The organism is Micromonospora sp. NPDC049051, from assembly GCF_043197575.1.
Lineage (GTDB): Bacteria > Actinomycetota > Actinomycetes > Mycobacteriales > Micromonosporaceae > Micromonospora.
This window is the reverse complement of sequence record NZ_JBICTL010000001.1, coordinates 621,485-633,606: the sequence shown is the minus strand read 5'-3', so window position 1 is coordinate 633,606 and position 12,122 is coordinate 621,485. Positions and strand designations below refer to the sequence as shown.

At 71.0% G+C, this 12,122-nt stretch carries 9 protein-coding genes; all 9 read right to left on the bottom strand.

Annotated features, from left to right (window positions below; all coding sequences use genetic code 11):
• Nucleotides 1-59: 59 nt before the first annotated feature.
• The 9 genes from ACGFIR_RS03050 to ACGFIR_RS03010 all read right to left on the bottom strand — a co-directional run bounded on the left by ACGFIR_RS03050 (nucleotide 60) and on the right by ACGFIR_RS03010 (nucleotide 12,100).
• Nucleotides 60-1,145: a polyprenyl synthetase family protein gene (locus tag ACGFIR_RS03050; protein WP_393001007.1), complete on the bottom strand. Its 1,086-nt coding sequence runs from the start codon at nucleotides 1,143-1,145 to the stop codon at nucleotides 60-62.
• A 90-nt stretch (nucleotides 1,146-1,235) separates the two neighbouring features.
• Nucleotides 1,236-2,789 carry an NADH-quinone oxidoreductase subunit NuoN gene (gene nuoN, locus ACGFIR_RS03045; protein ID WP_393001009.1) on the bottom strand — a complete coding sequence of 518 codons (1,554 nt, stop codon included), beginning with the start codon at nucleotides 2,787-2,789 and terminating at the stop codon, nucleotides 1,236-1,238.
• A gap of 166 nt (nucleotides 2,790-2,955) precedes the next feature.
• Nucleotides 2,956-4,491 carry an NADH-quinone oxidoreductase subunit M gene (locus tag ACGFIR_RS03040; RefSeq protein ID WP_393001011.1) on the bottom strand — a complete coding sequence of 512 codons (1,536 nt, stop codon included), beginning with the start codon at nucleotides 4,489-4,491 and terminating at the stop codon, nucleotides 2,956-2,958.
• Between the two features lie 64 nt (nucleotides 4,492-4,555).
• Nucleotides 4,556-6,517, bottom strand: a complete 1,962-nt coding sequence (nuoL, locus tag ACGFIR_RS03035) for an NADH-quinone oxidoreductase subunit L (RefSeq protein WP_393142911.1) — start codon at nucleotides 6,515-6,517, stop codon at nucleotides 4,556-4,558.
• Between the two features lie 11 nt (nucleotides 6,518-6,528).
• Entirely contained in the window at nucleotides 6,529-6,828 is a 300-nt protein-coding gene (gene nuoK / locus ACGFIR_RS03030) for an NADH-quinone oxidoreductase subunit NuoK (RefSeq protein WP_132232104.1), read from the bottom strand.
• Nucleotides 6,825-7,595, bottom strand: a complete 771-nt coding sequence (locus ACGFIR_RS03025) for an NADH-quinone oxidoreductase subunit J (RefSeq protein ID WP_393142909.1) — start codon at nucleotides 7,593-7,595, stop codon at nucleotides 6,825-6,827. The genes nuoK and ACGFIR_RS03025 overlap by 4 nt, the downstream gene beginning before the upstream one ends.
• Nucleotides 7,592-8,233: an NADH-quinone oxidoreductase subunit NuoI gene (gene nuoI, locus ACGFIR_RS03020; RefSeq protein WP_393001017.1), complete on the bottom strand. Its 642-nt coding sequence runs from the start codon at nucleotides 8,231-8,233 to the stop codon at nucleotides 7,592-7,594. Before nuoI ends, ACGFIR_RS03025 begins: the two co-directional genes overlap by 4 nt.
• Nucleotide 8,234: 1 nt before the next feature.
• On the bottom strand, nucleotides 8,235-9,590 hold the full coding sequence (gene nuoH, locus ACGFIR_RS03015; RefSeq protein WP_393001019.1) for an NADH-quinone oxidoreductase subunit NuoH: 1,356 nt from the start codon (nucleotides 9,588-9,590) through the stop codon (nucleotides 8,235-8,237).
• Nucleotides 9,587-12,100: an NADH-quinone oxidoreductase subunit G gene (locus tag ACGFIR_RS03010; RefSeq protein WP_393001021.1), complete on the bottom strand. Its 2,514-nt coding sequence runs from the start codon at nucleotides 12,098-12,100 to the stop codon at nucleotides 9,587-9,589. The genes nuoH and ACGFIR_RS03010 overlap by 4 nt, the downstream gene beginning before the upstream one ends.
• Nucleotides 12,101-12,122 lie beyond the last annotated feature (22 nt).

Below are 12,122 nucleotides of genomic sequence, written 5' to 3'. Positions count from 1 at the left end.
GTGGGCCCGGCTGCCCACCACGCGCTCCTGGGCCCCGGTCCGCCCGCTCGACCGGCGCGTCAGCTGGTGCGGTCGGCGATGTAGTCGCAGAGGGATTCGAGGGCGCGGCGGGCCGGCCCCTGCGGGAGCGGCGAGAGCTGCTCCCGGGCCTCCTCGGCGTAGCTGCGGACCGTCTCCCGGGCCCGCTTGAGCGCGGGGCTCTCGCGCAGCAGGCCGAGCGCCTCGGCGTGCAGGTCGTCGTCGGTCAGCGGGCCGGTCGCCAGGATCTCCCGCAGCCGCACCGAGGCGGCGTCGGCGTCGTCGGAGGCGAGCGCGTAGAGCACCGGCAGGGTCGGCACGCCCTCGCGCAGGTCGGTGCCGGGCGTCTTGCCCGACTCCACCGACTCCGAGGCGATGTCGAGCAGGTCGTCGGAGAGTTGGAAGGCCACGCCGATGGTCTCGCCGTAGCCGGCCAGCGCCTCGGTGTGCTCCGGGGCGGCGCCGCCGAACATGCCGCCGAAGCGGGCCGAGGTGGCGATCAGCGAGCCGGTCTTCCCCGCGATCACGTCGAGGTAGTGGGCCACCGGATCGTCGCCGGGGCGGGGGCCGACCGTCTCGGCGATCTGGCCGTGCACCAGCCGGGCGAAGGTGCGCGCCTGGAGGCGTACGGCCTCGATGCCCAGGTCGGCCGCGATGTCGGCGGCGCGGGCGAAGAGGTAGTCGCCGACGAGGATGGCGACCGAGTTGGTCCACCGGGAGTTGGCGCTCGGCGCCCCCCGGCGCACGGCGGCCTCGTCCATCACGTCGTCGTGGTAGAGCGTCGCCAGGTGGGTGAGCTCCATCACCACCGCGGCCGGTACGACCTGCGCGTTGGCCGGGTCGCCGAACTGCGCGCCCAGCGCCACCAGCAGCGGGCGGAACCGCTTGCCACCGGCCTCCACGAGGTGCCGCGCGGCCTCCGTGACGAACGGGTCGGCGCTCGCCACGCTCGCGCGCAGCTCGGACTCGACGCCGTCCAACAGGCCCAGCACGGACGCCTCGACGCGGGGGTCGGCGAGATAGAGACCGAGCGCGCCGAACTGACTCGTGCTCGCCCTGGTCCGACGGCTGCCGGACCCGGGGGCATCTGAACGCTCGCCAGCCGGATTCACCACGCCATCAACCATGCCACACCCCTCCGACCTGCTCGGGACGGGGGATACGGCGCGGGGGCCGGCACGCCGTGGCGTACCGGCCCCCGCGGGCGTCAGCGTCGGTCATCTGACAAATTCGGCGGCGCCGGTCGCCAGGTCGAGCAGCGGCGCGGGCGCGACACCGAGCACCAGCGTGGCGATCACGCCGATCATCAGCGCGGCCGAGGTCAGCCCGCCCGGGACGGCGACGGTCGGCGTGGACTCACCGGGCTCGGAGAGCCACATCATCACCACGACCCGCAGGTACGGGAAGGCCAGCACCATGCTGGTCAGCACGCCGGCGATCACCAGCCACGCCTGCCCGCCGTCGAGCGCCGGCGCGAAGACCGCGAACTTGCTCGTGAAGCCGCTGGTCAGCGGGATACCGGCGAAGGCCAGCAGGACGAAGGTGAAGATGCCGGCGTAGAACGGCGAGCGCCGTCCCAGCCCGGCCCAGCGGGACAGGTGGGTGGCCTCCCCGTCGGCGTCGCGCACCAGGGTCACCACGGCGAACGCGGCGAGCACCGAGAAGCCGTACGCGACCAGGTAGAACATCGTCCCGGAGATGCCCTCGGCCCCCGGCGCCAGCACGCCGACCAGCAGGTAGCCGGCGTTGGCGATCGAGGAGTACGCCAGCAGCCGCTTGATGTCGGTCTGGGTGACCGCCAGCACCGCGCCGACCAGCATGGTCAGCACCGCCACCACGCCGAGGACCGGAGTGAAGTCCCAGCGGGCCCCGTCGAATGCGACGTGGAACACCCGCAGCAGGGCGCCGAACGCGGCGACCTTCGTGCAGGCGGCCATGAAGCCGGTGATCGGGGTCGGCGCGCCCTGGTAAACGTCCGGCGTCCAGACGTGGAAGGGGGCGGCCGCGGCCTTGAAGAGCAGACCGATGGCGAGCATCGCCATGCCGGCGAAGAGCAGCAGCGGGCTGGCCGGGGAGTCCGCGACGGCGGCGTCGATGGTGGCGAAGTCGACACCCGCCGGCCGGCCCGGGATGCCCGCCGTGAAGCCGTAGATCAGGGCCACACCGAACAGGAAGAAGGCCGAGGCGTACGCGCCCAGCATGAAGTACTTCAGCGCGGCCTCCTGGCTCAGCAGCCGCCGGCGACGGGCCAGCGCGCAGAGCAGGTACAGCGGCAGCGAGAAGACCTCGAGCGCGATGAACATGGTCAGCAGGTCGTTCGCCGCCACGAAGATCAGCATGCCGCCGATCGCGAACGTGGTCAGCGGGTAGACCTCGGTGAGGCCGTTCTTGCCCTCGGCCTGCCGCCGGTCGTCGGTCGACTCGGCGGTGATCGCGGCCTGGGCGACGAAGGCCCCGCCCCGCTCCACCGAGCGCTCACCGATGAGCAGCAGCGCCATCGCGGCGAGGACCAGGATCGCGCCCTGGAGGAAGAGCGTCGGCCCGTCCACGGCGATCGCCCCGCCGATCGTGATCTTCCGCTCGTCGGCCGCCAGCACCACCATGGTCAGCGCGGCGAGCACCGCCAGCAGGGCCAGCGACAGTTGCACCACGTGCCGGAGCCGGCGGGGCACGAACGCCTCGACCAGGACGCCCAGCAGCGCGGCGCCCAACATGATCAGGGTGGGAGCGAGCGCCGCGTAGTCGATCGACGGCAGTTTCAGCTCGGTCACTGCGCAAACCTTTCGTTCGCGACTGCGGGGCTCGCGAGCTCACTCCTCGCGCTCACCGCTGCCGGCCTTTCGTTCGCGACTGCGGGGCTCGCAAGCTCACTCCTCGCGCTCACCGCTGCCGGCCTTTCGTTCGCGACTGCGGGGCTCGCAAGCTCACTCCTCGCGCTCACTTTGCCGCCTCCTGGACGGTGCCGCCCGAGGTCGGGGCGGGGTCGGTCCGGCCGACGTCCTGCATGGTCGCCTGCACGGCCGGGTTGATCACGTCGGTGACCGGCTTCGGGTAGAAGCCGAGCAGCACGATCAGCGCGATCAGCGGGGCGACCACGAACTTCTCGCGCAGGTTCAGGTCACGCTTCATGCCGTCGATCTGGGTGAGCGCCGGGTTGAGCGTGCCCTGGGTGGTGCGCTGCACCATCCACAGCACGTACGCGGCAGCCAGGATGATGCCGAGCGTCGCGATCACCGCGACCGGCTTGTTCACCGTGAACGTGCCGATCAGCACCAGGAACTCGGAGACGAACGGCGCGGTGCCGGGCAGCGCGAGCGAGGCCAGACCGGCGAAGAAGAGCACCCCGGCCAGGAGCGGCACCAGCTTGCCGGCGCCACCGAAGTCACTGATCAGCGCCGAGCCGCGCCGGGCGATGAGCATGCCCACCACCAGGAAGAGCAGGCCGGTGGCGAGCCCGTGGTTGAGCATGTAGAGCACCGCACCGGTGCCGGCCTGGGTGGTGAAGGCGAAGATGCCCACCCCGATGAAGCCGAAGTGCGCGATCGAGGTGTACGACACCAGCCGCTTCAGGTCGTTCTGGCCGACCGCCAGCAGCGCGGCGTAGATGATGCCGATCACGCCCAGCGCCAGCGCCCACGGGGCGAACCACTTGGCCGCGTCCGGGAACAGCGGCAGGCAGTAGCGCAGGATGCCGAAGGTGCCGACCTTGTCGAGCACGCCGACGAGCAGCGCCGCCGCCCCCGCCGGGGCCGCGCCACCGGCGTCCGGCAGCCAGGTGTGGAAGGGGAAGAACGGCGCCTTGATCGCGAACGCGAGGAAGAAGCCGAGGAACAGCCAGCGCTCCGTGCCGGTGGAGATGTCCACCTGGGACAGCGCCTGCCAGTCGAAGGTCTTCCCGCCGACGACCCAGAGGCCGATGACAGCGGCCAGCATGAACAGACCGCCGACCAGCGAGTAGAGGAAGAACTTCACGGCCGCGTACTGCCGCTGGTGGCCGCCGTAGCTGCCGATGAGGAAGTACATCGGCACCAGCATGACCTCGAAGAACACGTAGAACAGGAAGACGTCGGCGGCGGCGAAGACGCCGATCATCGTGCACTCGAGGACGAGCAGCAGGGCGAAGTAGACCGGCACCGACCGCTTGGACGACTCGGCGTCGTGCCACGACGCCAGGATCACCAGCGGCACCAGCACCGCGATCAGCATCAGCATCACCAGCGCGATGCCGTCCGCGGCGAAGGTGAAGTTGACGCCCCAGTTCGGGATCCACGCGTAGGACTCGCGGAACTGGAAGCGGTCACCGCCGACCTTGAAGGTCACCCACATGACCACCGACAGCGCCAGCACCAGCAGCGACCAGCCGAGCGCCACCTGCTTGGCCAGCTCCGGCCGGCTGCGCGGCAGGAAGGCCACCACCAGGGCACCGACCAGCGGTGCCACGGTGAGCACCGAGAGGAACGGGAAGTCGGACATTATGCGGCCTTACCTCCGTCGTCACTGCGCGGTCCGCCGGTGACGGCCGCCTGGAAGTGGTCGATCACGTCAGCCACCCCGCCTCGACGGCCAGGAACGCCGCCAGGACCAGCAGCGCGCCGGTCAGGATCGAGGTGGCGTACGACCGGACGAAGCCCGTCTGGAGCCGCCGGAGCCGACCCGAGCCGCCGCCGATCCCCGCCGCGAGGCCGTTGACCAGCCCGTCGACGCCCCGGTTGTCGAGGTAGACCAGCGCCCGGGTGAGGAAGATGCCCGGCTTCTCGAAGACGGCCTCGTTGAACGCGTCGGTGTAGAGGTTCTTCCGCGCGGCGGTGACCAGTACCCCGGCCGGCTGCGGCGCGATGGCGGTGCCCTTGCGGAACAGGAACCAGGCGAGCCCGGCGCCGAGCACGGTGACCAGGATCGACATGATCGTGATCACGGTGTGCGAGAGCACGCCGTGCGCCTCGCCGCTGGCCTTCTCACCGAGCACCGGCGTCAACCAGGAGGCGACCCCGTCGTTCCAGGCCATCAGCCCACCGGCCACCACCGACCCGATCGCCAGGAGGATGAGCGGGATCGTCATCAGCTTCGGCGATTCGTGCGGGTGCTGGATGTCCTCCGTCCAACGCTTCGGCCCGTGGAAGGTGAGCACGAAGAGCCGGGTCATGTAGAAGGCGGTCAGTCCGGCGCCGAGCAGCGCCGCGCCGCCGAAGAGCCAGGCGGTCCAGCCCTCCCGCTCGAAGGCGCTCGCGATGATCGGCTCCTTCGAGAAGTAGCCGGAGAGCGGCGGGATGCCGATGATCGCCAGCCAGCCGGCCGCGAAGGTCAACCAGGTGATCTTCATGTGCTTCGAGAGGCCGCCGAACCGGCGGATGTCGACCTGGTCCTTCATGCCGTGCATGACCGAGCCGGCGCCGAGGAACATGTTGGCCTTGAAGAAGCCGTGCGCCAGCAGGTGGATGATGGCCAGCGCGTAGGCGCCTCCACCCAGGCCGACGCCGAGGAACATGTAGCCGATCTGGCTGACCGTCGACCAGGCCAGCACCCGCTTGATGTCGTCCTTGGCCGCGCCGATGATGCAGCCGATCAGCAGCGTCAGCGCGCCGACGCTCACCACCACCAGCTGGAGGGTGGAGTTGGCCGAGAAGATCGGGTTCGACCGGGCGATCAGGTAGACGCCGGCGGTGACCATGGTCGCGGCGTGGATGAGCGCCGACACGGGGGTCGGGCCCTCCATCGCGTCCGGCAGCCACGCCTGGAGCGGGAACTGGCCGGACTTGCCGGTCGCGCCGAGCAGCAGCAGCAGGCCGAGCACCAGCACCGTGGTCGCGGTCAGCGAGCCGACGCCGTTGAAGACCTCGTCGTACTGGGTGGTGCCGAGGGTGGCGAACATGATGAAGATGCCGATCGCCAGGCCGGCGTCGCCGACCCGGTTCATCAGGAACGCCTTCTTGCCGGCCGTGGCGGCGCTCGGCCGCTCGTACCAGAAGGAGATCAGCAGGTACGACGCCAGACCGACGCCCTCCCAGCCGAAGTAGAGCATCACGTAGTTGTTGCCGAGCACCAGCAGCAGCATGGCCGCGACGAACAGGTTGAAGTAGGCGAAGAACCGCCGACGTCCCGCGTCGTGCGACATGTACTCGACCGCGTAGAGGTGGATCAGGAAGCCCACCCCGGTGATCAGCAGCACGAACACGGCGGCCAGCGGGTCGAACAGCAGACCGAAGTCCACCCGCAGGTCACCGACCGTGATGAAGTCCCACAGGCTCAGCTCGACCGACTTGTTCTCCAGCCCACGCAGCTGGAAGAAGTAGGTCAGGCCCAGCACGAACGCGGCGCCGATGGCGGCCACCCCGAGCCAGTGCCCCCAGCGGTCCGCCCGCCGGCCGAGCAGCAGCAGGATCGCCGCGCTGACCAGCGGGATCGCCACCAGCAGCCAGACGCTGCCCAGCAGCCCGTCCGCCGTCGCGTAGGCGACGGTGCCCACCGGCTCAGCCGGGGCGTTCGTCAGAATCGTTCCCACCGCAGGACCCCTCAGTACTTCAGCAGGTTGGCGTCGTCGACACTCGCGGAGCGTCGGGTCCGGAAGATCGCCATGATGATCGCCAGCCCGACCACGACCTCGGCCGCCGCCACCACCATCACGAAGAACGCCATGATCTGGCCGTTGAGGTCACCGTTGATCCGGCTGAAGGTGACCAGCGTCAGGTTGGCCGCGTTGAGCATCAGCTCGATGCACATGAAGAGCACGATCGCGTTGCGCCGGATGAGCACACCGACCGCGCCGATGGTGAAGAGCACGGCGGCCAGCACCAGGTAGTAGTCGGGGGTCATTTCTCCGTCCCCTTCAGGGTGGTCTCCCGGTCGGTCAGCTCGCGGACCGGCAGGATGTCCGGGGTGCTCCGCTCGGTCAGCCGGCCGTCCGGCAGGCGGGCCGGGGTGGCCACGGAGGAGGAGGTCGCGAAGACACCCGGTCCCGGCTTCGGGCCCGGGTAGTTGCCCGGGGCGAAGCGCGCCCGCATCGTCGTCGGCTGGTCCATCCTGTCCTCCTTGCGCCGCTCGATGTGGGCCAGGACCATCGCACCGATGGCGGCCGTGATGAGCAGAGCCGAGGTGAGCTCGAAGGCGAAGACGTACTTGGTGAAGAGCAGCCGGGCGATGCCCTGCACGTTGCCCTCGGCGTTGGCCTGCTCCAGGCCGACCGCCGTGGTGCCCTCCAGGGCGCGCCACAGCCCGCTGCCGACCAGGCCGGCGAAGCCGAGCCCGAGCACCACGGCCGCGACCCGCTGGCCCCGTAGCGTCTCGATCAACGAATCGGAGGCGTCGCGGCCGACCAGCATCAGCACGAACAGGAACAGCATCATGATCGCGCCGGTGTAGACGATGATCTGCACCATGCCGATGAACGGCCCGGCCTGGAGGACGTAGAACACGCCCAGGCAGAGCATCGTCAGCACCAGGAACAGGGCCGAGTGCACGGCGTTGCGCGCCGCCACCATCCCGATCGCGCCGATCAGCGCCAGCGGGGCCAGGATGTAGAAGGTCACCTGCTCCCCGCTGGAGACCTCGCCCGCCGCGGCGAGCACCGTCTGCGTGGTCATGCTCCGTCTCCCTTGGCGGCTGCCGCCCGCTGGGCGTGCTGCTCGGCGCCCGGGAAGGTCACACCGGGGTGCTCCTCCACCTGGTACCGGCCCGGGTTGTTGGCCGAGTGCTCCGCGCCGGCCGAGGTGCCCGGGTTGGTCAGCGCGCCGACGTAGTAGTCCTTCTCGCTGTCGCCCAACCGCATCGGGTGCGGCGGCTGCTCCATGCCCGGCAGCAGCGGCGCGAGCAGCTGCTCCTTCGTGAAGATCAGGTCCTGCCGGCTGTCCCGGGCCAGCTCGTACTCGTTGCTCATGGTGAGCGAACGGGTCGGGCAGGCCTCGATGCAGAGCCCGCAGAAGATGCAGCGGGCGTAGTTGATCTGGTAGGTGCTGGCGTACCGCTCACCCGGCGAGAAGCGCTGCTCCTCGGTGTTGTCGCCACCCTCGACGTAGATCGCGTCGGCCGGGCAGGCCCAGGCGCACAGCTCGCAGCCGATGCACTTCTCCAGCCCGTCCGGGTGCCGGTTGAGGATGTGCCGCCCGTGGTAGCGCGGCGCCGAGACCGGCGGCTTGAACGGGTAGTCGGTGGTGATGACCTTCTTGAACATGTGCGAGAAGGTGACACCGAAGCCCTTGAACGTTCCGGTGATCGCGCCCACGTCACACCTCCCTGGAGTCCGGGCCGGCGGCGATGTTGGCCGGCTCCCGCTCGGCGACCACACGCCTCGTGCGCGGGCTCGGTGGTACCTGCAGGTCCATCGGGGGCAGCGGGAAGCTGCCGTGCGGCCGGTCGTTGACCTGCTCCTGGACCGTCGGCTTCGGCTGGGGCTTGCGGCTCGGCCAGAACAGCGTGGCGAGCAGCAGGATGCCGGCGGGGATGCCGACGGCGATCAGCTTGCTGCGCGAGTCCCAGTCCTCGATCGAGCGCAGGCCGGCCAGGACCAGGATCCAGACCAGGTTGATCGGGAGCAGGACCTTCCAGCCCAGGCGCATGAACTGGTCGTAGCGCAGCCGGGGCAGCGTGCCGCGCAGCCAGACGAAGACGAACACCAGCATGATGACCTTGCCGAAGAACCACAGCATCGGCCACCAGCCGGAGTTGGCGCCCGCCCAGATGCCGGTGATCGGCCACGGCGCGTGCCAGCCGCCGAGGAAGAGCGTCACGGTGAACGCCGACATCGTCACCATCGCGACGTACTCGCTGAGCATGAAGAGCGCGAACTTCAGCGAGCTGTACTCCGTCTGGAAGCCCGCCACCAGCTCCGACTCGGCCTCGGGCAGGTCGAACGGCGCCCGGTTCGTCTCACCGACGATGGCGATGAAGAACATGATGAAGCTGGGGAGCAGCAGGAGCGCGTACCAGCCGGGGGCCGGAACCTCGAAGCCCCCGATGCTCAGCCGGGTGCCGTCGCCCTGGGCTGCGACGATCCCGCTGGTCGACATGGTGCCGGCGGTCATGAAGACCGCGACGACGCTCAGGCCCATCGTGACCTCGTACGAGACCAGCTGGGCGGCGGAGCGCAGGCCGCCGAGCAGCGGGTACGTGGAGCCGCTGGCCCAGCCGCCGAGCACGATGCCGTACACGGCCAGCGAGGAGAGGGCCAGCACCACCAGCACCGCCACCGGCACGTCGGTGACCTGTAGCGGCGTCCGGTGCCCGAAGATGCTGACCATCGGCCCGAACGGGATCACCGCCAGCGCGGTGACCGCGCAGACCACCGAGATCACCGGGGCGAAGAAGTAGACGACCTTGTCGGCGGTCCGCGGGAGGATGTCCTCCTTGAACGCCAGCTTCAGGCCGTCGGCGAGGGTCTGCAGCAGGCCGAACGGGCCGGCCTGGTTGGGGCCGGGGCGCACCGCCATGCGGCCCACGACCCGGCGCTCGAACCAGACGCCGAGGAGCGTGGCCAGCACGGCGACGACGAACGCGAAGACGATCTTGCCGAGGACCAGCCACCAGGGGTCCCGGCCGAAGTCGGCCAGCGTCGGATCCTGGGCCAGGTAGACCGCGTTCACTGCTGTACACCCCCTGCGTTGAGGAGCGGGCCCGGACGGTCCGCCTCGTCGGCGGCGACCGCGGCGGCGGAGACCCGTACGACCGCTCCGGACGTCGCGCCGAGGCTGCGCCGCACGGTCGAGCCGGGCGAGTTGGTGGGCAGCCAGACGACGCCGTCCGGCATCTCGGTGATCGCCGCCGGCAGGGTCAGCGCCCCCCGGTCGGTGCCCACCGTCACCGCGTCGCCGTCGGCGACGCCGAGCGCCTCCGCGGTGCCCTTGCCCAGCCGGACCACCGGCGGGCGGGCGGTGCCGGCGAGGTGCTCGTCGCCGTCGATGAGGCTGCCCAGGTCGAGCAGCTGGTGCCAGGTGGCGAGCACCGCCTCACCGGCGCCCGGCTCGCGCACCGCGGCCGGCTCGACCGACGGGGCGGCGGGGCGGTCGGTGCGGGTGCGCGGCAGCGCGCCCAGCTCGCGGCGGACGCTGAGCACGTCGCCCGTGCCGAGCTGCACGTCCAGCTGCGCGGCGAGCGCGTCCAGCACGCGGCCGTCGGTCATCGCGGCGGTGTGCAGCACCGCCTCGAAGGTACGCAGCCGGCCCTCCCAGTCCAGGAAGCTGCCGGCCTTCTCGGCCACCGGGGCGACGGGGAGGACCACGTCGGCCCGGCGGGCCACCGCGCTCATCCGCAGCTCCAGGCTGACCAGGAACGGCACCTCGTCCAGGGCCTTCTCGGCCAGTCGCGGGTCGGCCAGGTCGGCCGGGTCGACCCCGCCCACCACCAGCGCCCCGAGCTGACCGCCGGCGGCGGCGGCGAGGATGCCGTCGGTGTCCCGGCCGGCCTGGCTCGGGATGACGCCGGCGGCGATGTCCCACGCCTCGCCCAGCTCGGCCCGGGCGGCCGGCTCGTTGACCAGGCGGCCCCCGGGAAGCAGGTTGGGCAGGCAGCCCGCGTCGACCGCGCCGCGGTCACCCGCGCGCCGCGGCACCCAGGCCAGCTTCGCGCCGGTACGCCGGGCGACGTCGACCGCCGCGGAGAGGCCACCCGGCACGCTGGCCAGGCGCTCGCCGACGATCAGGATCGCGCCCTCGGTGCCGAGCGCCTCGGCGACCGTCGCGTGCTCGGCGAGCACGCTGGCCTCCTCGCCCGGCACGACCCGGGCCAGCTTGGCGCCGAGCTTCTCCAGGCCGCGCGTGGCGAACGGCGCGATCGCGTACACCGTCAGCTTCTTCTTCAGGTACGCCTTGCGCAGCCGCAGGAAGAGGATCGGGCACTCCTCCTCCGGCTCCAGCCCGACCAGCACCACCGCCGGCGCCTTCTCGACGTCGGCGTAGGTGACGTCGGTGACCCCGGCGACCGAGCTGGCCAGGAAGTCGGTCTCCTCACGGGAGACCGGCCGGGCCCGGAAGTCGATGTCGTTGGTGTTCAGCGCGACCCGGGCGAACTTGGCGTACGCGTAGGCGTCCTCGACGGTCAGCCGGCCGCCGGTGAGCACCGCCGTGCCCCGCCCGCCGTCCCGCGCCGCGCGCAGTCCCTCGGCGGCGACGGCCAGCGCCTCGCTCCACGCCGCCTCACGCAGCTCGCCGGTCTGCGGGTCGCGGACCAGCGGGGTGGTGAGCCGGTCGAAGGCGCGGGTGTACTGGAAGCCCCACCGCCCCTTGTCGCAGTTCCACTCCTCGTTCACCGCCGGGTCGTCGCCGGCCAGCCGGCGCAGCACCTTGCCCCGCCGCCAGTCGGTGCGCTGGGCGCAGCCGGCCGAGCAGTGCTCGCAGACGCTCGGGGTCGAGACCAGGTCGAACGGGCGGGCCCGGAACCGGTACTGGGTGCCGGTCAGCGCGCCGACCGGGCAGATCTGCACCGTGTTGCCGGAGAAGTACGAGTTGAAGGGCACGTCCCCGGCCTCGTCGGAGGCCGAGCCGGCGCAGCCGCCGCCCGCCTCCACGCCGTAGTCCTCGTCCCGGTAGATGTTGATCTCCTCGGCGGACGACCGGCCCATCAGGTCGATGAACTTGTCGCCGGCTATCTCCTCGGAGAACCGGGTGCAGCGCTGGCAGAGCACGCAGCGCTCGCGGTCGAGCAGCACCTGCGTGCTGATCGGCAGCGGCTTCGGGTACTCCCGCTTGTGCTCGTGGAACCGCGAGTCGGTGCGCCCGGTGGACATCGCCTGGTTCTGCAGCGGGCACTCACCGCCCTTGTCGCACATCGGGCAGTCGAGCGGGTGGTTGAGCAGCAGCAGCTCCATGACCCCCTCCTGCGCCTTCTTGGCGACCGGGGAGGTCAGCTGGGTGCGTACCACCATGCCGTCGGCGACGGTCTGGGTGCAGGAGGCGACGGGCTTGCGCTGCCCCTCCACCTCGACCAGGCACTGGCGGCACGCGCCGGCCGGAGCCAGCAGCGGGTGATCGCAGAACCGGGGGATCTCGGTGCCCAGCTGCTCGGCGACCCGGATCAGGAGCGCCCCCTTGGGGGCGGTGACCTCGACACCGTCGATGGTGAGGGTGACGGTCTCGGTCTGCTTCGCTACGTCGGTCACAGTGCTTGCCTTTCGCTCGCGA

What these genes read in the sequence shown, in the direction of transcription:
- ACGFIR_RS03050 (WP_393001007.1), bottom strand. Translation starts at nt 1,145, where the DNA reads ATGGTTGATGGCGTGGTGAATCCGGCTGGCGAGCGTTCAGATGCCCCC.
- ACGFIR_RS03040 (WP_393001011.1), bottom strand. Translation starts at nt 4,491, where the DNA reads ATGTCCGACTTCCCGTTCCTCTCGGTGCTCACCGTGGCACCGCTGGTC.
- nuoK (WP_132232104.1), bottom strand. Translation starts at nt 6,828, where the DNA reads ATGACCCCCGACTACTACCTGGTGCTGGCCGCCGTGCTCTTCACCATC.
- ACGFIR_RS03025 (WP_393142909.1), bottom strand. Translation starts at nt 7,595, where the DNA reads ATGACCACGCAGACGGTGCTCGCCGCGGCGGGCGAGGTCTCCAGCGGG.